Annotated in this window: 25 protein-coding genes; 10 read left to right on the forward strand and 15 right to left on the reverse strand. The window is 34.9% G+C overall.

All coding sequences use genetic code 11. From position 1 onward, the window contains the following. Nucleotides 1–215: 215 nt before the first annotated feature. Both glsA and BAQ48_RS06540 read left to right on the forward strand, forming a co-directional pair. Nucleotides 216–1,145 carry a glutaminase A gene (glsA, locus tag BAQ48_RS06535; RefSeq protein WP_001149853.1) on the forward strand — a complete coding sequence of 310 codons (930 nt, stop codon included), beginning with the start codon at nucleotides 216–218 and terminating at the stop codon, nucleotides 1,143–1,145. 171 nt (nucleotides 1,146–1,316) lie between these two features. Then, nucleotides 1,317–1,658 (forward strand): DUF3969 family protein, encoded by a 342-nt coding sequence (locus BAQ48_RS06540; RefSeq protein ID WP_000766603.1) that lies wholly within the window; start codon nucleotides 1,317–1,319, stop codon nucleotides 1,656–1,658. A 22-nt stretch (nucleotides 1,659–1,680) separates the two neighbouring features. Here BAQ48_RS06540 and BAQ48_RS27875 read toward each other — a convergent pair whose 3' ends face one another. Then, the gene (locus BAQ48_RS27875; protein WP_000532411.1) at nucleotides 1,681–1,839 is read right to left on the reverse strand and encodes a hypothetical protein; all 159 of its coding nucleotides are present in this window, start codon (nucleotides 1,837–1,839) and stop codon (nucleotides 1,681–1,683) included. A gap of 115 nt (nucleotides 1,840–1,954) precedes the next feature. Continuing rightward, nucleotides 1,955–2,566, reverse strand: a complete 612-nt coding sequence (locus tag BAQ48_RS06545; RefSeq protein ID WP_071710455.1) for a manganese efflux pump — start codon at nucleotides 2,564–2,566, stop codon at nucleotides 1,955–1,957. A 130-nt stretch (nucleotides 2,567–2,696) separates the two neighbouring features. On the opposite strand from BAQ48_RS06545, the gene BAQ48_RS06550 reads away from it, so the two are divergent. After that, nucleotides 2,697–3,350 carry a helix-turn-helix domain-containing protein gene (locus tag BAQ48_RS06550; RefSeq protein ID WP_071710456.1) on the forward strand — a complete coding sequence of 218 codons (654 nt, stop codon included), beginning with the start codon at nucleotides 2,697–2,699 and terminating at the stop codon, nucleotides 3,348–3,350. Between the two features lie 102 nt (nucleotides 3,351–3,452). Here BAQ48_RS06550 and BAQ48_RS06555 read toward each other — a convergent pair whose 3' ends face one another. From BAQ48_RS06555 to BAQ48_RS06565, 3 genes are all read right to left on the reverse strand, one after another. Further along, entirely contained in the window at nucleotides 3,453–4,727 is a 1,275-nt protein-coding gene (locus BAQ48_RS06555) for an acetylornithine deacetylase (RefSeq protein WP_071710457.1), read from the reverse strand. Between the two features lie 96 nt (nucleotides 4,728–4,823). Continuing rightward, the gene (locus BAQ48_RS06560) at nucleotides 4,824–6,245 is read right to left on the reverse strand and encodes an amino acid permease (RefSeq protein ID WP_071710458.1); all 1,422 of its coding nucleotides are present in this window, start codon (nucleotides 6,243–6,245) and stop codon (nucleotides 4,824–4,826) included. Between the two features lie 106 nt (nucleotides 6,246–6,351). Next, nucleotides 6,352–6,606, reverse strand: coding sequence for a biotin/lipoyl attachment domain-containing protein (locus tag BAQ48_RS06565; protein WP_071710459.1), 255 nt, complete (start codon nucleotides 6,604–6,606; stop codon nucleotides 6,352–6,354). Between the two features lie 292 nt (nucleotides 6,607–6,898). Here BAQ48_RS06565 and BAQ48_RS06570 point away from each other — a divergent pair, with 292 nt between their 5' ends. Together BAQ48_RS06570 and BAQ48_RS06575 are read left to right on the forward strand one after the other, a co-directional pair. Then, nucleotides 6,899–8,302 (forward strand): sigma-54 interaction domain-containing protein, encoded by a 1,404-nt coding sequence (locus tag BAQ48_RS06570; RefSeq protein ID WP_071710460.1) that lies wholly within the window; start codon nucleotides 6,899–6,901, stop codon nucleotides 8,300–8,302. A gap of 80 nt (nucleotides 8,303–8,382) precedes the next feature. After that, nucleotides 8,383–8,580 carry a hypothetical protein gene (locus BAQ48_RS06575; RefSeq protein WP_071710461.1) on the forward strand — a complete coding sequence of 66 codons (198 nt, stop codon included), beginning with the start codon at nucleotides 8,383–8,385 and terminating at the stop codon, nucleotides 8,578–8,580. A 51-nt stretch (nucleotides 8,581–8,631) separates the two neighbouring features. Here the strand turns inward: BAQ48_RS06575 and truA are convergent, their stop codons facing one another. The 6 genes from truA to BAQ48_RS06605 all read right to left on the reverse strand — a co-directional run bounded on the left by truA (nucleotide 8,632) and on the right by BAQ48_RS06605 (nucleotide 14,558). After that, nucleotides 8,632–9,369 (reverse strand): tRNA pseudouridine(38-40) synthase TruA, encoded by a 738-nt coding sequence (gene truA, locus BAQ48_RS06580; RefSeq protein ID WP_071710462.1) that lies wholly within the window; start codon nucleotides 9,367–9,369, stop codon nucleotides 8,632–8,634. A gap of 56 nt (nucleotides 9,370–9,425) precedes the next feature. Continuing rightward, on the reverse strand, nucleotides 9,426–10,805 hold the full coding sequence (gene rlmD / locus BAQ48_RS06585) for a 23S rRNA (uracil(1939)-C(5))-methyltransferase RlmD (protein ID WP_071710463.1): 1,380 nt from the start codon (nucleotides 10,803–10,805) through the stop codon (nucleotides 9,426–9,428). Nucleotides 10,806–10,815: 10 nt separating this feature from the next. After that, nucleotides 10,816–11,679: a DNA-3-methyladenine glycosylase family protein gene (locus tag BAQ48_RS06590; RefSeq protein WP_071710464.1), complete on the reverse strand. Its 864-nt coding sequence runs from the start codon at nucleotides 11,677–11,679 to the stop codon at nucleotides 10,816–10,818. Between the two features lie 60 nt (nucleotides 11,680–11,739). Further along, on the reverse strand, nucleotides 11,740–12,522 hold the full coding sequence (pdaA, locus tag BAQ48_RS06595) for a delta-lactam-biosynthetic de-N-acetylase (RefSeq protein ID WP_071710465.1): 783 nt from the start codon (nucleotides 12,520–12,522) through the stop codon (nucleotides 11,740–11,742). A 126-nt stretch (nucleotides 12,523–12,648) separates the two neighbouring features. Continuing rightward, nucleotides 12,649–14,169 (reverse strand): class I fumarate hydratase, encoded by a 1,521-nt coding sequence (fumA, locus tag BAQ48_RS06600; RefSeq protein ID WP_000413532.1) that lies wholly within the window; start codon nucleotides 14,167–14,169, stop codon nucleotides 12,649–12,651. A 206-nt stretch (nucleotides 14,170–14,375) separates the two neighbouring features. After that, the gene (locus BAQ48_RS06605; protein WP_000513558.1) at nucleotides 14,376–14,558 is read right to left on the reverse strand and encodes an SE1561 family protein; all 183 of its coding nucleotides are present in this window, start codon (nucleotides 14,556–14,558) and stop codon (nucleotides 14,376–14,378) included. A 213-nt stretch (nucleotides 14,559–14,771) separates the two neighbouring features. Here BAQ48_RS06605 and yfkAB point away from each other — a divergent pair, with 213 nt between their 5' ends. After that, nucleotides 14,772–15,899 (forward strand): radical SAM/CxCxxxxC motif protein YfkAB, encoded by a 1,128-nt coding sequence (gene yfkAB, locus BAQ48_RS06610; RefSeq protein WP_000156030.1) that lies wholly within the window; start codon nucleotides 14,772–14,774, stop codon nucleotides 15,897–15,899. Between the two features lie 35 nt (nucleotides 15,900–15,934). Here the strand turns inward: yfkAB and BAQ48_RS06615 are convergent, their stop codons facing one another. Together BAQ48_RS06615 and cax are read right to left on the reverse strand one after the other, a co-directional pair. Then, nucleotides 15,935–16,732, reverse strand: coding sequence for a YfkD famly protein (locus BAQ48_RS06615; RefSeq protein WP_033665075.1), 798 nt, complete (start codon nucleotides 16,730–16,732; stop codon nucleotides 15,935–15,937). A gap of 81 nt (nucleotides 16,733–16,813) precedes the next feature. After that, entirely contained in the window at nucleotides 16,814–17,869 is a 1,056-nt protein-coding gene (cax, locus tag BAQ48_RS06620; protein WP_071710494.1) for a calcium/proton exchanger, read from the reverse strand. Between the two features lie 178 nt (nucleotides 17,870–18,047). On the opposite strand from cax, the gene BAQ48_RS06625 reads away from it, so the two are divergent. The 3 genes from BAQ48_RS06625 (at nucleotide 18,048) to BAQ48_RS06635 (ending at nucleotide 19,387) form a co-directional block, all read left to right on the forward strand. Further along, nucleotides 18,048–18,464: a pyridoxamine 5'-phosphate oxidase family protein gene (locus tag BAQ48_RS06625; RefSeq protein WP_061676715.1), complete on the forward strand. Its 417-nt coding sequence runs from the start codon at nucleotides 18,048–18,050 to the stop codon at nucleotides 18,462–18,464. Between the two features lie 154 nt (nucleotides 18,465–18,618). Beyond that, a complete protein-coding gene (locus tag BAQ48_RS06630; protein WP_000817786.1) occupies nucleotides 18,619–18,765 on the forward strand; it encodes a BH0509 family protein in 147 nt (48 codons plus the stop codon). A gap of 193 nt (nucleotides 18,766–18,958) precedes the next feature. Beyond that, entirely contained in the window at nucleotides 18,959–19,387 is a 429-nt protein-coding gene (locus BAQ48_RS06635) for an EamA family transporter (RefSeq protein ID WP_071710466.1), read from the forward strand. Nucleotides 19,388–19,397: 10 nt separating this feature from the next. Here BAQ48_RS06635 and BAQ48_RS06640 read toward each other — a convergent pair whose 3' ends face one another. Beyond that, nucleotides 19,398–19,991, reverse strand: coding sequence for a DedA family protein (locus BAQ48_RS06640; protein WP_071710467.1), 594 nt, complete (start codon nucleotides 19,989–19,991; stop codon nucleotides 19,398–19,400). A 486-nt stretch (nucleotides 19,992–20,477) separates the two neighbouring features. Between BAQ48_RS06640 and BAQ48_RS06645 the strand changes: the two genes are divergently transcribed. Then, nucleotides 20,478–23,240, forward strand: coding sequence for a tetratricopeptide repeat protein (locus BAQ48_RS06645; RefSeq protein WP_071710468.1), 2,763 nt, complete (start codon nucleotides 20,478–20,480; stop codon nucleotides 23,238–23,240). 42 nt (nucleotides 23,241–23,282) lie between these two features. On the opposite strand, the gene lepB is transcribed toward BAQ48_RS06645, so the two are convergent. Further along, nucleotides 23,283–23,819, reverse strand: a complete 537-nt coding sequence (lepB, locus tag BAQ48_RS06650; RefSeq protein WP_071710469.1) for a signal peptidase I — start codon at nucleotides 23,817–23,819, stop codon at nucleotides 23,283–23,285. Nucleotides 23,820–23,914: the final 95 nt, after the last annotated feature.

Genomic DNA, 23,914 nt, shown 5'->3' on the forward strand with positions numbered 1-23,914 from the left:
TTTTATTTTTGAATTTTTTATGGATAAATCTCCTATTTCCAAACTGTTATATAAAAGGAAAATTCTCCTTTTTTAATACAGAATAATCAAAACGAAAGACCCGCTATATAACATGTAACTTTCGTTTTATCATTCCACTTTTTCATGTTATTATTTATTTCCGAGCATATCGGGAAAAGTAAACTTAGTTAATTCGAAATAGGAGCGTTGGTACTATGCAGTGCATTGAAACAAACAACTTACAACAGTTGTTAGAACAAGTAAAACCATATACAAAAAAAGGAAAGCTTGCTACTTACATCCCCGAACTAGGAAATGCAAATCCAGATGATTTAGGGATTGCCATTTTCCATAAAGAAACAGAATATATCCATGCTGGTAACTCACAAACACTATTTACTCTTCAAAGTATTTCCAAAGTAATTACACTTGCACTCGCACTTTTAGATCGTGGAGAAGAATATGTATTTTCTAAAGTTGGAATGGAACCAACTGGTGACCCATTTAATTCTATTATTAAATTAGAAACAACAAGCCCTTCCAAACCACTTAATCCAATGATTAATGCAGGGGCACTAGCTATTACGAGTATGTTAGCAGGAAAAGATAACGAGGAAAAAATGGAGCGCATCCTTCATTTTGTACGTGAAATAACAGATAATCCTACTATTAATTATTCTTCTAAAGTTGCCAATTCAGAATTAGAGACAGCATATTTAAACCGTTCACTTTGTTACTATATGAAACAAAATGGAATTATCGATTGTGATATTGAAGAACTTATGGATTTATATACTCGTCAATGTGCAGTAGAAGTAAACTGCATCGATTTAGCACGTATTGGCTTAATTTTTGCAATGGATGGATATGATCCATATAAGAAAAAACAAATTATCCCTAAACATATTACAAAAATCTGCAAAACATTTATGGTCACATGTGGTATGTACAATGAATCTGGTGAATTTGCAATTCGTGTTGGTATCCCTGCAAAAAGCGGTGTAGCTGGTGGTATTTTCGGCTGCGTAAAAGGCGAAATGGGGATTGGAATTTTCGGACCGGCTTTAGATGCAAACGGAAATAGTATCGCTGGTTTTAAAATTCTTGAACTTCTTTCTGCTCAAGAAGGTTGGAGCATTTTTTAATTAGACTTTATCCTGCTCATATAGCAGGATTTTTTTTACGAAAAATTCATTGTTACTGACCATCAGTAACCTTATAAAAACAGTACTGAAAGTTTCTCTTTATTATGCATATTTACGCCCCCCTCCTGAATAATATAGTACAACCTAGCGCTATATGTGGAGGTGTGAAAGATGAAACTAATATTTCAAATGGGAAAACAGCCTGTTCTCGAAAAAACAATTCTCCTTTTTATATTGAGTATTGTAGAAAGCTTAAAGCTAAAAGTTGTTTCACTCGACGAAGCTCACCGATACATATTCAATTTAGAAGTACTTGAACTATTAATGGATCGGAACATCGATGATCAAGTACTTGAACTTATTCATTTCGGGATGGGACTTGAAGACATTCATCATGTGCTTCCTGAAGAACTTGAGCATACGATCGAGGAATTAAAATGGCTTTGCATCCAAGTGCTAAGCGAATACAGTATGCATGAAGAATCAGAACAATTAATTGAAGATATACGTTAAAAAAGCACCTATGTAGGTGCTTTTAATGTTTTTTTAAACTATTTTTATACGTTTCAATATTTACTGGTAGCTCTTCCTCTTCTAAAGTATGTTCATTTACATCTTTATGAATGAACGCTCCTTTAGGTGGTTGATGATCATGCCCTTTTTTCTTATGATCAAATGCTTTCCCGCGCCCCATACAGATCCCCCTTTCTTTAATAGAAATCCGTATTAGTATGGAGAAAAGTACGTCGATATATGCAATCTCTTGCCGTATTTCCAAGGAAATACTCGAACCTTGTTTTCTATTCTCCTTACAACAACTGATCAATCCCAATAAGAATTAATAACACCCCTGCAATTATCGTCGCCCATTTCCCTAAGTATTCTGCTAAAAATCGCTTTCCCACATACGCAAAACCACTAATACAAATAAAACTAAACACCCCAGAAATAGTTGCTGTAAGCCACAGGTTTAAATTTGTTACTCCAGCATCAAAACCACCTGCAATATTATTAATAGATAATGCAACTCCTAAAACAATAGCTTCAGAAAAGCTAATTGTTTTAGAACCATCAAAATCTGCTTTTTCTGGATCACGTAAAATCCCCATAAGTACACTACCATCTTTAGATCCTACAGCATCCCTTTGACTCAAGAACGGCTGACATAAAATAAACACTCCGATTACGCCTAAAACGATTGCTCCAATCAGGTTTGCTGTAAACTCTGAAATAAATAACGCGATCCAATTCCCAAAAAATCCAGCTAGTAAAGTAAATAAAAAACCAAAAAATGCGATGATAAAATTGTTAAACCACGAAATTCGGATTTTACGAATACCATATGCAATCCCAACACCTGCATTATCTAAATTAGAAGCAATCCCGATTAAAAAAATTGAAAATAGACCTGCTGTACTCATAAACAGTCACCCCTTTTTTTCACTTTTCCATGCATATTATGAAAATGTTGAGCAACTGTGCCTGTCTGTTTCATATACATGTAATAAATACTCAACATTTTTTCAACAATAAAAAAGGAGTGCCTTCACTATGCCTAAAGAAAATCCAAATGAGCGGCTTAGCACATTAATAAAAAAACTTTTAAAAGAACGTGCCTTATCCATGCGCCAACTAGGAATGCTTACAAATATTGATCCCGCAACAATCTCAAGAATTATGAATGGTAAACAACCACCAAAACAAAAACATCTACAAAAATTTGCGGAATGTCTGCAAGTTCCGCCCCAATTGTTATTTGATGCAATGTATCCTGATTCTCCTCACATTAATAAAGAAAAGACGGATATGTACACATCTCTTGATACCATTCAGCAAACGCTGCAATCCTCTAACTTATTCGATTTCGACTACACAACAACTCGCGTAAAACAAGAACTTGAAAATTATGAACGCTATGCACAAACAACAGAAGGTGAAAAACGTATTCATGACAGCTTCGCAAGCAAATTAGAACAGATTGATAGCGCTGGCCCTTTCATAGAACAATTAACAGATATGTATCAACAATTTTGCAATGAAACCATTTCAAAAGAAGAGCGTGCAGTTCTTGGAGGCGCATTACTGTATTTCATTTTATCGACCGACATTATTCCCGACTATCTCTTTCCAATTGGCTATTTAGATGATGCAATTGCTGTTGAATTAGCGAAAGAGAAGTTACTCGAACTAAAACGAAAGACATAGAAAAATAAAGAACTATTTCAGCTGTTGTTTCTATTCAGCTCTGAAATAGTTCAATAAAAAAACGTACAAGTATACATACCCTTACGATTTCAACATACTATTCTATTTTTCTGTATGACACCATTCATATATGAATGCTGTTATTACTTTTGTAAATTCGATTAACTGTTCCACTTCAACTTTCTCATTTATTGAATGAGCCTCTTCTAATGTACCTGGTCCGTAAATAACAGCTGGAATATGAAACTCACTAAACCAACCACCATCAGTTACCGTTGCAGACATATCTAAAATTGCATTTTTAGATAGAATAGATTCATGTACTGAACTTAGAGTTTTTACAGCTACATGCTCACTATCTACTTCTAAAGAAGGGAAAATTTCACCTCGATCTACAATCATCGATTCTCCGCCCCACTTAAATTGCGGTGGATTTTCACTTAACCATGGATCGGCAGCTGCTACTTTCCCAATATATTCTTCAATTTCTTTTATTATTTGTTCATGCGTTTCATTTGGATAAAAGTGCACAGTTATCCATAAACGGCACTCATCCGCAATAAACGCTGCATGACGTCCTCCTTCAATAACAGCCGGGTTAATTGTCGTTGTTCCAGATGGATAGCCTTCATATGTTTTCATAACTGCCCAGTGGCGCTCTAATTCTTGTAAGCTTTGCACAATTTTCATCATTTTTTCAATCGCACTTGCTCCAAATAAACGTCCGCCGGCATGAATCATTTGTCTACGTGTTGCATCATGAAATGTTTGCGGGCTTTTCACAGTAATCCATCCGGTGATTACGCCCCCCTGTCCTTGCATATGTAAATCACTTGTATCCACCACTACTGCAAAATCAGCATCGTAACCTCTTTTACAGCATTGAAGCGTGCCAGCTTCTCCAACTTCTTCCCCAATTACTGATTGAAAGATTAAATCTCCAGGCAGTTCAATTCCGGCTTCTTGTAAAAGCTGAATAGCAAATAATGCTCCAGCTAATCCACCTTTCATATCAGCTGCACCACGTCCAACTAACCAACCCTCTTTTATAAATGGCTCAAACGGATTTGTTTCCCACGCTTCATCTGCTGAAACTTCAGCTACATCCATATGCCCATTAATAATAAGACTTTTATGTGTTTCACTTTCTATTCCCTTTTTTATCCCAACAACGTTCGGGTCATTCGGATATACATCCCATTTATCAATACTAAAATTTCGTTTTCTTAAAAACTCCGCAACAAATTCTTGTGCCTCATTTGTATTTCTTGCTGGTGGTGCAGGTGTTTCAAAACGGATTAATGTTTTTGTAAGTTCTAGCAATTCCTCTTTCCTTACATCTATTTGTTTTAGCAACTGCGAAACTTCTGGATTCATCACTAATTTCCCCTTTGCATACGTAGTATGTTTCCAGCTTTATTTTCACAAAAAAAGAGACTGTTTACAATCTTACAGTCTCCAAATTACTCAATATTATAAACTTTCTACTTCTGTTGTATTTGTCTTTTCAATATGTTCTACTTTGCGTTCCTTATTTCTTGTCGCACGGTAAAATAGTAAACAGACAATCATAAATGGAATACCACAATACAATGCCATTCTTTGTTCTGGAATAAAAGCCATACCAACAATTACCGTTACATTTAATACTAATGCAAGCAGTGGAACGAATGGATACAATGGTGTTTTAAATTTCAAGTCCTTAACATCCCCGCCCTGCTTTACATATGTTCTTCGAGCCAATAAGTTAGATAGAGCAATAGATGCCCAAACTAATATTGCCCCAAATCCAGCGATAGAAAGTAGCCATAAATACACTGTGTCTTCCGCATAAATGCCTGATAGTAATGAGAGACACCCTACAATCGTACTTACAATCAATGCATAAATAGGAACGCCGTTTTTAGATAACTTACCAAAAATCGGGCTAATCATTCCTTGATTAGACATAGACCATAGCATACGAGAAGTTGCATATAGTCCTGAATTCGCAACGGATAATACCGCTGTAATAATAACGAAATTTATAATATCAGCCGCATAAGGAATACCAATTTTATCAAATACAACCACAAATGGACTTTCTATCACGCCTGCCTGCTGCCAAGGGAATAGTCCCGCAAGAATAAAAATAGATAGTACAAAGAAAACAAGTATGCGCCAAACAGTATTATTAATTGCCTTCGGGATCGTTTTCTCTGGATTTTCACTCTCACCAGCTGCAATTCCCACTAGTTCTGTACCTTGGAAGGAAAAATTAACAGCAATCATCGTAATTAAAATAGCTGATAATCCATTTGGAAAAAGTCCACCGTAATCAGTAAAGCTAGAGAACATCGGTGCTGGTTCATTTCCTTTCATATCTAAAAAACCAAACATTGCTGCCCCACCTAAAATAATAAATGCAATAATTGTAATTACTTTAATACTGGCAAACCAAAATTCAACTTCTGCAAAACTTCTTGAGGATAACGCATTAATAGCAAAGAGCAATACCGCGAACACTACACACCAAATCCATGACGGTACATCAGGAAACCATCGTTTCATTAAAATACTAACTGCAATCAATTCAATACCTATCGTAGCGGACCAGTTTAGCCATGACATCCATCCTACTACATAACCCGCTGCAGGAGAAATGTGCTTTGTGGCATACGTTTGATAAGACCCTGCATCAGGCATCGCAACAGCTAACTCTCCAAGACAGAGCATCGTTAAGTACATAACAAATCCTCCGACAAGATATGCCACAATCGCTCCTCCAGGTCCAGCTTCATGAATTGTATAGCCAGATCCTAAAAAAAGACCCGTACCAATAACGCCTCCAAGTGCAATCATAAATATGTGCCTACTTTTCAATTCCCTTTTTAATCCTTGGTTTTGATCTATCATATAAATCCCCCCCTTTTCACTTTGCAAACCTATTTAATGTAAGCGTTTTTAAAATTATTTATAGTAAAAATAATGATTTAAAAGAGCAAAATACATATCACTTATATTAATCACTGCCTGTTACTAAAAGGTCATCCCTCACTGTTATTAATAATTTTTGATCAGCGATGGCTTGTCCCTCTACTACTTCTAATGATTCAATATACCCACTGATTCCTATCTTAATTTCTACCTTCTGTTTATCTATTGTTTCAATGAGCGCTAATTTCTCCCACTCGTATACGTAAGAACTTTTTGTAACGAATAACTTCTCTACTTTTCCGTAACAAGGACTATACACGCCTTCTATAACCGTCTTCACTTTATAAACTCCTCCTTCTTATTAATTGACACTGGAACGTTACATATCCTGTAAAGATTCCTCTTCTCCCCTCTAGAGATTTTGAATATTATTTATGCAAAATACGTACCAACCTCTAATTCGCATATAAAATAAGAGTTTTGTACAAAAAAATCTGCCTAACTGCAAAATTTTTCTATCGTTTGAAAAGTTTTAAAAGAAAAATAGCAAAAAAATTTTGCGATTTTATAAGAATTTTAATAAAATTATAAAAAGTCAGTCTTCATAGGGTGAAACGAGGAGAAGATGATACATGCAGACAGAAGAAATTAATTTTAAACAAATTATTGAAATGAATATGCTATATGAAACTTTACTCAATGAACTCGATATCGGGATTCATATCATTAATGAGGAAAGTAAAACAATTATCTATAACCGTAAAATGATGGAAATTGAATCAATGGATCGTTTAGATGTGCTACACAAAAGTCCTTTAGAAGTATTTGCATTTGAAGAAAATAAAAATAGTACTCTCATAGAGGCATTAAAACTCGGAAAAACAAACAAAAATATAAAACAAACGTATTTTAACAATAAAGGGCAAGAGATTACGACGATTAATGATACTTTCCCTATAATAGAAAATGGAAAAATTAAAGGCGCTATTGAAATATCAAAAGAGATGAGTCACTTAAAACAAACAACAAGAATGGGCTCTTCTCGAAAACAAAATACTAAATTTACCTTTGATCACATAATTGGTGATTCTGGAGCCATTCAATCAATCATTGCGGAAGGAAAGAGAGTCATTCGTACATCCTCATCCATACTTCTCGTAGGAGAGACTGGGACTGGTAAAGAACTATTTGCACAAAGCATCCATAATGAAAGTCAGCGTTCAACAAAACCGTTTATTTCACAAAACTGTGCTGCAATACCTGATACCCTAATGGAAAGCTTATTATTTGGTACGAATCGAGGTGCCTTTACAGGAGCAATAGATAAACCCGGTTTATTTGAAGAAGCAAACGGAGGTACTTTGTTATTAGATGAAATCAACTCATTAAGTCCAACACTTCAGGCTAAATTACTGCGGGCTATACAAGAAAAAACAATACGAAGAATCGGCGGTACACAAGAAAAAGAGATTGATGTTCGTATTATAGCAACTATCAACGAAGATCCCTTCGAAGCCATTACACACGATCGATTAAGAGAAGACTTATATTACCGCTTAAGCGTCGTTACTTTATGTCTTCCGCCTTTACGGGAAAGAAAAGAAGATATTCCAGCTCTTGTTCATCACTTTATCGAAAAGTACAATATTCAATTCGGTCTCAATGTAACGGATGTAGATGTACATACACGAGAATTCTTTTATGCATACGATTGGCCTGGAAACGTACGGGAGTTGGAACATATCATTGAAGGTTCAATGAACTTAATAGAAGATGAAAATATTATTACAGCATTTCATATGCCCACTCGCTTTCGCGAACGAATAAAAAAAGAATTCAATATGCAGTCTTCACTAACTGATCACAATACCGATGCACCTAAAACTTTAAAGCACACAATAGAAGAAATGGAAAAGAACTACATCAATCAAATTCTTAAAGCGAATAGTGGTAATATCTCACAAGCTGCAAAATTTTTAGGATTGAGTAGACAAAACTTACAATATCGAATTAAAAAATTACATTTAAACATATGAAATGAATATTTCACCATGTGCAAAAAAATGGAAATTGATGTTATGATAAAAATATAACATGTTAGAAAGGAACGATATATATGAGTAATGATAACAAGTTAAAGCTGTTACAATACTTAGCCTTCTTCCCTACCCTTTTATGTATGATGTTACTCATTGATATGAATACCTCTCCTTACGCAAAGCTATTCGCAGCAATTAGCGGTTCCTTTGCAGCTATTATGCTTGCTGCTTTTTGGAATTTGAAGATACGTATGAAGAAAGAGAAATCTTCTTAATTCCAAAATAATAAAAAAATCGAGCCTAATCAGCTCGATTTTTACTTATTATTAAAATTCAACATTCTCCAAGTACAACCCACTCGCCTCAGCAAGGCAATTAATTTGATTACGCTGTTTTCCCTCTAAAATGTTTGGAATTGCTTCAGCATCTAATTGTCCTAATCCAACTTCAATTAATGCTCCAACAATTTTTCGTACCATGTTATGAAGGAATCCGTTACCACTCACCCTAATTTGTACGAATCCTGCCTCTTCCATCACATCAAGTGTATATACTTCGCGAACCATAGACTTTTTCTTTGATTTCGCATTTGAAAAAGCAGTAAAGTCATGTGAACCAACTAAATGTTTCGCAGCTTCTTTCATGTTTTTCACATTTAATTTTTTATTCACATGCATACTGTATTTACGCATAAATGGGTTCGTGTGCTCTTCATTCCAAATTTTATAAAGATATGTTTTTGCTTTAGAATTGTAACGAGCATGGAAGCGCTCATGTACTTCTTCTACATTCGTAATGCTAATATCATTAGGTAAATATTGATTTAAATATTTTTTCACTTTATGTTCCACTAACTTCTCATCACTTTGAAAGTTAGCAATTTGATTCAAAGCATGTACACCAGCGTCTGTTCTACTACAACCGATAATTTCAATTTCTTTTCCGATCATTTCAGATATGACACTTTCAATTTTTCCTTGAATCGTATTATCGTTATTACCGAGACGTTGCCACCCTTTAAAGCGAGCACCGTCGTATTGGATCGTTAATTTATAATTGTGCATATTATTCTCCTTCATAGAAAATATTCCCTCATACCATGAGGGAATATGAATAAACTTTACTTTCTAACAAGCTTCACTACATTTTCTACATGAGCTGTATGTGGGAACATATCAACTGGTTGCACATATTCCACCTCATAACTCTTCATTAACGCTTGTACATCACGTGCTAATGAAGAAGGATTACAAGATACGTAAACAACTTGTTTCGGTTTCACCTTTAAAATTGTTTCCAATAATTTATCATCGCAACCTGTACGAGGTGGATCGACAACAATTACATCAGGACGCCATCCTTCTTTTACCCATTTCGGTAACCATTGTTCAGCTTTCCCTGCTTCATATTTCGTATTTGTGAATCCATGGCGCTTCGCATTCTTTCTTGCGTCTGCAATCGCTTCTGGAATTACATCCATACCACGTACTTCTGCTGCATCATTCGCAAGCCAAAGACCGATTGTACCAACACCACAATACGCATCCACAATCTTCTCATTTCCTGTTAAAGCAGCTGCTTTTTTTGCTTCATCATATAACACAACTGTTTGTTCTGGATTCAACTGGAAGAATGCACGTGCTGATAATTCAAATGATAAATCACCAAGTGTTTCTTGAATTACTTCTTTTCCAGCTAATTTAAATGTTTTATCACCGAAAATAACAGATGTTTTACGCCAGTTTACATTTTGCATAATTGATTTAACAGCTGGCATCTGTTTTTGTACTTCTGCAATAAATTGTTCTTTATTTGGCAACTCTTCTTTTGTTGTAATAAGTGTAACTTGTACTTCCCCTGTTTGAACTGCAGTACGTGTCACAATTGTTCGTACTAAACCTTTTTGTTTTTTCTCATTGTAAATAGAAACATTTAATTTTTCTAATATACGTCTCACAACTTTTGTCGCTTCATTCGTTGCTTTATGTTGAATCATACAATGGGCAATATCAATTAACTGATGTGAATTTTGTTTATATAGACCTGTAATAACCTTCTCGTCTTTACGCCCCACTTGTAATTGACTCTTATTACGATAATGCCATGGATTTTCCATGCCAAGTGTCGGACGAATTTTTTCTTCCAAACTGTTATTCATGTACTTCTCAAATGCTTGTACAACAATATCACGTTTTTGATTTAATTGTTCTTTATAATCTAAATGTTGTAGCTGACAGCCACCACACTCATCGTATACTGGACATGGTGCTTTCACACGATGTGGTGAAGCTTTACGAACTTTTTTCACTTTTGCTTCAGCGAAGCCACGCTGAATTTTCGTTGTTTCAGCAACAACTTCTTCTCCTGGTAATGCCCCTGGAATGAAGACAACTTGTCTCTTAAAATAACCAACGCCTTCTCCGTTAATCCCAAGACGTTTAATTGTCACAGGAAATGTTTGACCAACTTCCAACTTACTCTCATGTTGTTTTTGTATCATTATTACACCTCTACTCTATACTTTTCCATAAATATAACGCTGCATAACTGCAGTATGGTTCACATTCTTGTTTCACGTTTTCTAAAAACGCATCACTCGGTTTATCATCTAATTGAAATACACCTTGTACTGCACGCTGAATCCCGATGTCTGCTTTCGGAAACATATTTTTCCGTCCAAGCCCAAACATTAAAAAGTTTTGCACTGTCCATGCACCAATCCCCCTAATTGGTAACAATTGTGCTGCAACCCCTTCTTCTGTTTCGTTTTCTATTCTAGTTAAATCTAACTTACCACCTATAATACACTTTGCTAATCCTACCATATATTCAGCTTTTCGCTGACTAAATTTTTGCTCTCTCAATTCTTCAATTGAAATATTTGCTACTATTTCTGGAGTAGGGAAAAAGAATACACCGTTCTTCTCTGTTCCATATCGTTTTACAAATTGCTCTGTCAGCACAGTAGCAAATTTCAAATTTATTTGTTGATGAATAATGCAGCGAAGTAAACACGCAAAATAATCGAATTCTAAAATAATTGGAGTATAAGCATATGTTTCAAATAGTGGACGTAATGATGTGTTTAAAAAATGATTTTGTATATCTTGAAACGAATCATTCCAATGAAAAATCGTCTTCATTCGTTTCATTACTTTCTCCGGATCTCCTGCCTGACTAGAAATCCAAAATTGTGGATTTTGAACAGTACCAATCCCTTGCAAACGGACAACAATCTGTTCCTCGTCTATACAAAGCGGGACATACATGACTTTCTCATCTAATTGAATGACGTTTAGTGGATCAAAAGATAAACGCTTTAACACTTCTTCAAAATGGTACGGATACTCTAACGTAACATGTTCGCTCCACATACGTTTTCCCCATCCTTTTTACACATCATTATAGCATGAGAAAACCGCAAGCATACATGCTTACGGTTGATTGCCTTTTACTAAGTCATCTAGACTTTTAAAATGATACCCTTTCTCGCGCAAATCATCAATGATTTTTGCAAGTGCTTCTGCATTATCTTTTGATATTGCATGAAGTAATAAAATAGATCCTGGATGAATCATCGTCATTACATTATTATGCGCGTATTGCCATCCTCTTTGTTGATCCACTTTCCAATCTAGAAATGCGAGTGACCAAAACACATTATAATAGCCCATTTCTTTCGTAAGAGCCAATGTTCTTTCACTAAATACGCCGCGCGGAGGGCGTACATATTTCACTTCTTTTTGTCCAGTTACTTTTTTGATTTCTTCCGTTACACTCGTTAATTCTTCACGAAGTTTCTCATCATTTACCGCTGTGAAATCAGGATGACTCCACGAATGATTTCCAATAATGTGTCCTTCATCCTTCATTCTTAATAGCAAATCTTTTTGCGTTTTAATGTAATGCCCTGTTACAAAGAAAGTTGCCGGTACTTTTTTCTCTTTTAATACATCTAAAATTTGGCCTGTGTATCCATTCTCATATCCATTATCGAACGTTAAATAAATATCTTTTTTCTTTGTATCCCCTAAATAAAATCCGCCATTCTTTTGTAGTAAATCTGTATATAATTTCCCTGCATCTGGTACTGTTTCATTTTTAGGACGTGGGATTCCCCAGTTGTGTGGAGTATTTGTATAAGCCAATGCCGAAACTGGAACAAGTGCCATCATAATTGAAAAAATGAGACCTATATATAACCATTTATATTTCATAAATAGTCTCCTTTCCATATATAATCGTACCTGTAGTTTCTGTTGCTGTGCATTCTTTCATGCTGAACATGTTTTTCTATATATACCAAAAAAATGCATCTCGAATCATTCGAGATGCATTTTTGTTTACTTAAATACTGGCTCTTTAAAGCTCGCTAATTTTTCAAGTGATGTTTTATCCACATCTGCATGTAAGCTGTTACCATGAGAGTCCATCGTTACAACTGCTTTAAACCCATCGATACGTAAATGCCACATTGCTTCTGGAATACCGAACTGTAAGAAATCAACATCTTTCACTTCTTTAATACATTCAGCATAATATTGTGCTGCACCACCAATTGCATTTAAGTAAACACCACCGTGTTCTTCTAATGCAGCTAATGTTTTTGCACCCATTCCGCCTTTACCAATTACAGCACGAATACCGAACTTCTTCATAATGTCGCCTTGGTATGGTTCTTCACGAATACTTGTCGTTGGACCCGCCGCTTTAATTTGCCAGTTGTCATTTTCATCTTTTACTACAACTGGACCACAATGATAAATAATTTGTCCGTTTAAATCTACAGGACAATCGTTATCCATTAAATGCTTATGAATTGCGTCACGACCTGTATACATCATGCCATTAATGGTTACAACATCCCCAACGCGAAGTTCACGAATTTGCTCTTCTGTAATTGGTGCTTGTAATACAATCTCACGTTGCTCTGTTTTTTCTTGTGCTTCTTGCTGAAGTGTATCTTCACCTTCTTGATATAACCAATCCATAATTTCTCCTGTTTCAGGATGGATTTTCACACCTAGGCGACGATATGCCCAGCAATTATATGCAACAGATACATAGAAGCTAGCTGGCAGACGGTTATATACGCCAATTTTACAACCAAGTAAAGTTGTTTCTCCGCCGAATCCCATCGTACCAATACCAAGCTTATTTGCATTTTCTAATACGTACTCTTCGAGCTGTTTTAACTCTGGTACTGGATTGATGTCATCTAATGTACGGAATAATTGATTTTTTGCTAATTCGTAACCTGATGTGCGGTCTCCCCCGATACCGACGCCGATTACACCTGCGCTACATCCTTGACCTTGCGCTTGATATACTGCATGAAGAAGACATTTACGAATCCCTTCTAAATCGCGTCCTGCGCGTCCAAGTCCTTCTAATTCACATGGCAAGCTATACTGAATATTTTTATTCTCACAGCCGCCGCCCTTTAAAATTAAACGTGCATCAATATAATCTTTTTCCCATTGCTCAAACTTAATAACAGGTGTACCTGGTCCTAAGTTATTTCCGCTATTGTCACCAAAAAGAGAATCAACAGAGTTTGGACGAAGTTTACCATCTTTTGTCGCCCGCTCAAGCGCACTATAGATAGCTTCCTTCAGTTTTAGTTGATTCACACCAACTGGTGTATAAATTTTAAATGTTGGCATCCCTGTATCTTGGCAAATAGGTGAGATATTATCATCAGCCATTTTAATATTATTCGTAATTGTGCCAAGTGCCATCGCTGAACGAGTCCCTGCATTTTCTCGTTCTTTCGCTTGTTGAATCGCACGACGAACATCTTTCGGTAAATTCGTTGACGTTTCAACAATTAGTTGATACATGCTTTCTTGAAGCTTTTCCATTGTTACTTCCCCCTCAATTGTGAACGCTACCAAAACGTTATGAGATGAAAATTCCATTGTTATACTCTTCAGCTTTTTATTTATTTCATGCTATTAAAGGATAAATGAAATTTTTCACAACTTGATTATACCTTTTTTTCTACCGTCCTTCTATTATCCGTACAGAAAAAGGCTACCAATTTTGTATTGGCAGCCTTTTTAATATATTATTCGTCTTTTTTAAATTGCTCACATTTTAATTCTAATTCATCTAACATCGCAAGAAGACGATCTACATCTTCTAACTCTACTTCTTCAGGTTCAATTGTATCAATTACTTCAATGAACATATTTAAACGTTCTTTTAAATATACTAATTGTGTATCTTTATCTTGAATTGCTTTTCCCATGAAGGCACTCTCCTTTTAATTCGAGTTGCTTTTATTATACCGCAAAAATGATTGCTATGGGCATGAAATTTCATCAATTTTGTCACGGTCATCCGCTATAATGTAAGCCTTCTCTCTTTTTCTGCTAAAAAGTTTCACTTTATAAAAAGTACATATTCTTCTATTATAGAGAATGGACAAATTGTTATTTCAATAGTCAAAGGAGTATTTCATATGACGATATCACAAAAAATGAAGCCGATTACTCCTTCTTACGATCCATGGGAAGCGTATATGGACCTTGAAGAGTACGGCAAACTACTATTAACAAACGTTGAGTTTACAACGACGACGTTATGCAATATGCGTTGCGAGCATTGCGCTGTTGGTTACACATTACAGCCGAAAGATCCAAATCCGCTTCCGATGGAGCTTTTATTAAAACGATTAGATGAGATTCCTCATTTACGTTCTTTAAGTATTACTGGCGGAGAACCTATGCTTTCAAAGAAATCCGTCGACAACTATGTAACACCACTCTTAAAATACGCTCATGAACGAGGCGTTCGCACTCAAATCAATTCAAACTTAACTATAGATTTAGCACGTTACGAACAAATTATTCCTTATTTAGACGTACTGCACATTTCTCATAACTGGGGAACGATTGATGATTTCGTTGAAGGCGGATTTGCAATGATGGAGCGTAAACCTACTTATGAACAGCGTGCAAAATTATTTGAACGAATGATTACAAATAGTAAAGCTCTCTCAGATGCTGGTGTACTCGTATCAGCCGAAACAATGCTGAATAAACGAACTCTACCACACATTGAACATATTCATCGTCAAATCGTTGAGGAAATGGGCTGTAAACGTCATGAGGTTCACCCAATGTATCCAAGTGATTTCGCGAGTAATCTAGAGATCTTAACAAAAGCTGAAATTCGTGATGCAATTGAGCATTTACTAGAAATTCGCGATGAAAATGTATGGATGTTATTTGGAACTTTACCTTTCTATGCTTGTAGCGATGACGAGCGAGACATTGCCACATTTAAAAAATTACAACAGAGCAAAAATGTAACAGTTCGTAACGATCCAGATGGTCGTTCTCGTTTAAACGTCAATATTTTCGATGGAAATATTATTGTAACTGATTTTGGTGACGTTCCCCTTCTAGGTAACGTACAAACAAATACATTACAAGAAGCATATGACAAATGGAGCGCTTCAAAAACAGCAAAATCATTAAGCTGTCACTGTCCTGCAGTAAAATGCCTTGGGCCGAATGTTCTTGTAAAAAACAGCTACTATCCGACAGAAGATTTCTTATCAAAAACAGCAAACATTACATTATAAAAAAAACGTCAGCTTATAAGCTGACGTTTTTCACGTTATTGCGAGTGAGAAGATGAAATGAATTTAAAATATAAATGATCATGAATTGGAATTGCAGCTCCAATTCCTTGCGAGGTAATATTTTTCACAACAAGCCTTTTTTGGTTTCCCTTTAACACAAGGTACACTTCTCCGAATGTTACTTTTCCTTTTTCATTTACAGCTGGTGTATAAGCGTATAAATATCCAAGTTGACTCGGACTAATATTATACACACGCTCATGTCCCGTACCATAACCAACAGTCGTTTTAAATGAAAGAGGCAATTGTACCTTTTCAAGTGCTTTTAAAAGCATCATTTTTTTCACATCTGTAGAATTTTTCATGTCGGCTGTTAAATCACCCTCAACCGTCTTTTGCGTTTCTTGTTTATAGCGAAGTGGATATAAGCGATCTCCTCCACGATTATCATATACATTGCGATTCACTTGCTTATATTCCCAATTAATTGATGTATCTATCGATTCATAATTTAATGCCCATTGCCCTAAATAAATTTTTGCCCTGTACCCTACAGCAAGTGGTGCATTTGAAATTGTCGTTTCGTTAAACATCCGAATTAAGTCTGGATTTTCAATTTTAATGTTTGCTGTTTTCAATAATTCTTGAGCAAATTTACTCGGCTGTAAACGCGGCAAATCTTGTGCGTCATTTGGAAATGTATTATCTTTTGAAATATTTAAAACAGATGAAGGCACTTTTACTTCTACTGTCGTCTTTGCAAAACTACTGTTAGGAAATAATAAAATAAACGAGAACATAATTGAAAGACATATGCTGTATACTCGTTTCACCTGTCTGGCTCCTTCCTACGTAAAGGTATATATACTACTTTGTTTATTGTTTTCTCTAGGTACAATTGTTATGCCTACTTTTCACAATAAATAAAAACCAATTCCCATAATGACATATGCCGCCAATAAAGTTCCTCCTTCAAACCAGTTTGTATCTCCATCATTTGAAATCGCTATCGTTAAGAAAACAGCTGTAATCATAGAAACAAGTTCTGGTATGGTAAATACTAAAGGCATCCTGTTTGCAAAAAACATGGATAGCAGTACTAATACAGGCGCAACAAACATGGCAATTTGTAATGTAGAACCTACTGCAATTTCAACTGCAATATTCACTTTATTTTTATAAGCCATAATAATTGCAGATGCATGTTCTGCTGCATTCCCAACAATCGCAACGATAATAACCCCTATAAATAACTCTGACCAGCCAAATGATTTCGCGACTGTTTCAAATGTATGCACGAGCGCTTCTGACACATAAGCTACCGCAATTGTCGCTATTGCTAAAACGAGTAATGCTTTACCTTTTGACCACTCTGGCTCTTCCTCATGCGCTACTTCATCACTTTTATGTTGATATACACCACGGTGCGTAACTAACTTAAAGAACAAAGCAGCAAGGTACATAATAATCATAATAATAGAAACACCGATACTTAATTGATAGGTCTTTCCGGCATCCATCTTCATCGAAAAAATCTCTGGAATAACAAAAGCTACGACAACAGCAAATATTAATAAAGCTGAATTATGCCTTGCATCATACACATTAAAACTTTGCCTTTTGTATTTAAGACCTCCTACAAAGAAAGATAGTCCCCCTACTAATAGTAAATTTCCAAGTACAGATCCTGTTAAAGAGGCTAACACCACTTCAATTAATCCCGCTTGAAGTGCAAAAATCGAAATGATCAGTTCAACAGCATTACCGAAAGTAGCATTTAATAATCCACCTATTCTAGGACCAGAAACAATTGCCAAACTTTCCGTTGCTCTCCCCATAAAACCCGCTAATGCAATAATAGTAATACAGTATACAGCAAACATAATTGTTTGAGGCCAGTGAAGTGTTTTCCCGAGTACAGAAAGTGGTACACCTATAAGTGCTACTATAAGAAATATTTTATTAAACATGTTTTTCATCCTTCCATCGTATGTATTTCTCCTCATCATTAATATTATTCTTCTCCTAACTTGTCCCATTTCATCACAATTACGTTTAAAAAATCATGTTGATGAAAAAAGTATGAAAGATACTTCATTTTCTTGTTTAGACGGGAAAAATTACAAATCGTGGAAAGAGGTTAAAAGCATGCATTTAAAAGAAAAAATTGAAACAATTATTTGCGGTCAACGAACCGGTGTATTATCTACTGTACGTGAAAATAAACCTCACAGCGCCTTTATGATGTTTTTCCATGAAGATTTTGTACTATATGTTGCAACAGATCGAAAATCAAAAAAGATAACAGATATCGAAAAAAATCCAAATGTATATGTACTACTTGGGCGTGAAGGAAAAAAATTAGATGAAGATTATATTGAAGTTGAGGGCTTAGCCTCCATCGAGGAAGACTCCACATTAAAAAACAAGTTTTGGAATAATAGCTTAAAACGCTGGTTACTCGGTCCTGAAGACCCTAATTATGTACTAATTAAAATCAATCCTGACACAATTTATTACATCGATGGTGCTGGTACGACGGAGCCCGAGTTTTTACGACTATAAAATAAAACAAGCCCCCTTTAGGTGGGCTTGTTTTGTCGAAAAGTTCTTCTGAAAAAAACAATAAAATAGGTGGAACTTTCTAAAGATTCTGTTATATAATAGCAATAACTTAAATAAACTGTATTAAAACAGATTGAGAGGAGAAATAAAATTGATGAAAAGAGAAGAAAGAAAAAATATGATTGAGTTTATCGAAAAGAAAAAAGGGATTGAGCGTGACGAATTATTATTTATGACGGACGATGAAGTAGAGCATATTTATAATGTAACGTACTTTTTATATGAGGAAATTGCAGAGTAGTATAAGAATCCCCATCTTATTAAAAAAATAAGGTGGGGATTCTTTCGTTATTTATCACGCGATTTGCAGCAGTAATCACCCAATTGGTGAAGGCTAATAATCAGTGAGCGATGAACCCCTACCGATTAAAGTTTCACTTTATACATGAGAATGGTTTTCATGTATAATAATGTAAGATTGGAGGAATTTTACTATGAGTTCATGGCTCTTATTCGCACTATTATCAGCAATTGCTGCTGCCCTTGTATCTATTTTCGGAAAGATTGGTTTAGATGGAATCGATGCCAATGTTGCGACAACGGTTCGTTCTATTATTATGGCATTATTTATGGTAGGCGTTATTATTATACAAGGTAAATTTCAAAATATTGGCGACGTACTGCTAAATAAAAAAGCACTGCTATTTATCACATTAAGTGGGGTTGCAGGTGCTTCGTCATGGTTATTTTATTTTCTTGCCTTAAAAACAGGAAAGGTTTCTCAAGTAGCCCCTGTCGATAAATTAAGTGTAGTGTTTTCTATTATTCTCGCGATGATTATACTCGGTGAAAAGTTAAACTTTATGACCGGTATTGGTGTAATCTTCATTACAGCTGGTGTACTATTTATTGCTTTCAGCTAAAAAACCGCTCTTAGCGGTTTTTCTTTTTCTTTATGTAAAACCATACAATACATGCAACAACTGCCGAAATGAGTAAAATCCATATTCCATAATGATGTAAACTATACTCAACGAAACGCCACTTCTCCCCTAGCTTCCAGCCAAGCCCGATAAAAACACTTATCCAAATGACTGCACCACCGTAAGCATACAAACAAAAACGCCAAAGTGTTAAATTCGAAACCCCAGCAAAATACGCTGTTAAATGACGGACTCCTGGTATAAAATAACCAATCATTAAAAGAAATGGACCGTATTTTTCAAATAAAACATGTGTTTTTTCAATGTGATGTTCTTTAATTCTAATTTTCGGCCCATATTTTTTTAAAACAGGAAGACCTAGTTTTAAACCTAATATGTAGCTTAATGTAATACCTAACATTGCACCAGCCATCCCACTTAAAAAAGCAGCAGTTCCTGACATAACTCCTTTTGAAACATTATAACCAATAAAGGTCAATAAAAACTCGTCTGGTATTGGTAATCCTACAATCCCACCAGCCAAAGCTATAATAATTCCAAAATACCCATAATGCGCGATTAACTCGCCAATATGTTGTTCCATTCGGAAGACACATCCTATGCACGATCGTTATTCCACATTGTGCCCTTTCTATCTTTGAGACAAACATGGTATACATATTCACTATACATTGTTTTTATAATGAACTCTACTTCTATTCATCCCTTTAGATGAGATAAAAGACGACTTTAATCAGTGAGGGTTTTGTTCATCTCCACTGCTTATTAGCCCGCTCGAATCGGGCTGTTACGAACAGCCCAATTCCGACTTTATTCCCTTATATTCATCCAATTTTGAGATGAAATTCTTACTACTTGTAAACAGCCGGATTAAAAAATAAAAATTCATATGCTTGTTTTTTTGTTACAATAAAGGAAAGTTACTTTTCGCAACGGTTTAACTCTCAGGAAAAATGATATATCTAGCAAAAACATAGTTTGGTCTATATAATGCAACTTCTACCTATAAAAAAACATGCGCCCTTTAACATACAACATCATTTTTCTAAATTATACAGGGGGAACGAACATGACCATTGAAAATCAATTTATCCAAAAGGTTTACTATAAAACATTTTTAACAGAAGAAACTTCTACTCCAGTATCGGAAGTACTTGGTGAAGCATATATAAATGAATCAAAAAATGAATTCTCAAACATTTCTAATGTCCGCTTTGCTCAAGGTGAATTTTATTACCAAAATAAAGACTTTGAAGCAGCCATATTTAAATGGGACAAAGTAAATAACGACCTTGCACTTTGGGCAACCAAAAATATTGCAGACGCTTATTTTGAACTAGGCTTCTTACCAAAAGCAGAAGAAATGTATCAATCTATTCAAACAGAAGATACGACTCTTACGATGGAAGTTTCCCTGCAACTCCTTTCTCTTTATATCGAACAAGATCGTTTAGGACTAGCATTTAAAACCATTAGTGAGGCTGTCGCATTTCAACCTGACTATCCAAATATTACTGCCATTGCTCGCTCTTTCTATGAAAAACAGGAAGATTGGAATAACGCCATAGAGCTTGCAGTTCAAGAAGGAATTCGAACAAACTCATTACACTGGTTCGATACTTTAATTAATTATGTGAATCAAGGGTTTACTAAACAAATTAAACCAGAATATTTCTATGAGTCTTTAAAAGCTCTATATACAATTGATCAAGTACAATTTAAAGAACTTGTTATTGCTCTTTGGAATAGCTATCAAGATGACACGTTGTATCTACCGTGGATTCAAACGATAAATCACTTATTCTTACATATTGAAACAGATAATAATGATGATTGGTCTGAAATCTCCTCTCGCTACCAAGAGACATACTTTGCATTAATTACTGGTGAGCATTTTATGCATGAATTACAAGGACTTGTACCAGATTTATTAACAAATTGGTTTAGCTTAATGAAAACAAAAGATTCTCTAATTGTCTCTGCGGCAGTGTTAGCATGGAATGAAGTTTCACCTACAACTTTAGAATCATTACTCGTAAAAAGTGCTGGTGCTTTACTTTCTAATTCATCAGCTGAAGAGAATGTGAATATGGAAACCGTTTCTCATTTATTCGAAACAATTGCTGTTTGGGCTGAGAAAAATGATGTAGATTTAAGTCATCAATTTACGCTACTCGTCCATGAACTATGCGATTTAAATGTTACACAACTACTAATAGCTGGCACTAGTGACCATGATAAAGCATCATTCGTCAACTCCATATTAGGAGAAAATATCTTAACTGAGACTTTAACAACTCCTATTTTATTTAAAGACGATAGCCAAACTGAAATAACAGAGTTCAATGAGTTGGATGTACGAAATATACCGAACTTTGATGAGCTCCATCAAATAATGGCTACATCTTCCCAGTTAGAACTTGAGAAAAAATGTATAGAAATTAAGCTACCAAGTAGATTTTTAAGAAAAAATAAGTTTGCATTTCTTGTTACACCATCTATTCAGGGACAATTGGATAAAAATAGCTCCTATTTTGAATACTTACAAGCAGCAGATAGCCTCCTTTACGTATTGAATTCTGCTTCACCATTACATGGTGAAGAACTTGATACATTACTTTATTTACGTGAACAGGTGCCAAACTTAAAAATTCACTTCGTATTACATACGAATAATACGACTACTAATGAAAAATTAATTAGTAAACTTAAAGTTCATTTCCCAAATGCACAATTCTTCCCATACTCTCCTTCACAAGAGAGTAGCCAGCAACTTGGGGATGTAACAGAATCTGTTCTCTCTAATCTTGCAAAACGCAACATGGAACAAGAACGTATAGAAAAACTAATATGGTTTACTCAAAAGACAATCGCATACCTTGTGAATGAACGTGTGGAATTAGAAAATACATTAGTGAAAGCAGTACGCTGGAATAAACATATCTCAGTAAAACTGAATGGATTTATTAACAATCTTACTGCTCTTGAAAAAGATAAAATTCGTTCGATTACAGAATCCTATCTATTAACGAAAGAAGAAATTACACGAGATATACATTCTCAAATTCCTGAATTATTACAGAGTTGCTCTGACCTAGTTCAAGAAGATAGTGATTTTAAATTAGTTCATGAAGAATTAAATACGGCAATGAACGAACGAATTCAAAAACATGTGCAACAAGTCCTTCTTCCTAAATTTACTGGGTCTATTCAAGAATGGATTGAAACAGCTCATAACGAATTTATTCAAGCACAAGCTTATTTAGATGAAATGAGCGAAACTTTCAATAAACTCTATAAAGAAGAACGTATGAAACTTCCTTGTGATTTCAAATTATTAGATGATTGGAATCGAGATGTTGTACGAATGACAAATCGAATTACAGTAACGAACATCAATATTTTATTACGCTTTACACCGACACAATTTTTCTTAAAAAGTGCTGGAAAACTATTTGGTAATATGCAGAAAAACCAATCTATGCTCGCAAACAAATATAAACAATATATTGAAACAGAGGATTATACAGAAATTGCTCAAGCAATCTCAAAACAATTCTTCCTTCAATTTGAAGTATTTGAAGGAGCATTAGAACGTGATATCATGATGTTCTTTAAAGATCCACTTAGTATATTGAAACAAAATGTGGAAACAGCTCATCTTGAGATTGAAACAGACGAACAAACATTGGCAACACTAAGAAGCAATCCAGAAACGTATCATGATCCTTTAGCATTATTTAAACTACAATTGCTACAGCATAAGTTCGTTTTAAGTACTACTAAGAAACATGAACATGTCTTTGTATCCAACGAATCTCCTACTATTTAACAGAAAAAACCAAGCAAACTGCAATTTGCTTGGTTTTTTACTTTAATTTATTATTTTCATATGTTCAAATGGATAATAAATAGCTGCTAACTTTCCTAATACATCTGCTCTATCAATAAGCCCTAAACCATTTCTACTATCTCTGCTTATTAAGCGATTATCACCCATAACAAAAATCTTATTTTTAGGAACTGTAATCGGCCCAAAGTCCTCTGTTAAATTCATAAGTTTTTTTTCCGCTTGTTTTTTATTACTGTGCAAATACTCTTCATTTTTCACTTCATGATTCACATATAATTGATCGTTTCTCATCTCAATTATATCTCCAGGTAAACCAATCACTCTTTTCACATAAAAATTATCTGTCTTCACAACAATAATGTCTTCCCTTTCATAGCTTTCAAATTGTTTTGCTAACTTATTAATAATTACCTTATCCCCATCTTGTAGCGTTGGCCTCATAGATGCTCCTTTTACAGTCGTAGGAAAAAACACAAAAATTTTCGCCAAAAATACCAATAAACATGCAATTGCAATTGTTCCAAAAAATTCGCGCCAACGTTTTTTCTTTTGCATCATTCCACCATCTCATCATCTTTTTACTTTTATTATAAGGACTTTCGTTAATGAATTTCCATAAAATTCTGAATTATATAATCATAATATTACAAACT

Source organism: Bacillus luti, assembly GCF_001884105.1.
GTDB classification, from domain to species: domain Bacteria; phylum Bacillota; class Bacilli; order Bacillales; family Bacillaceae_G; genus Bacillus_A; species Bacillus_A luti.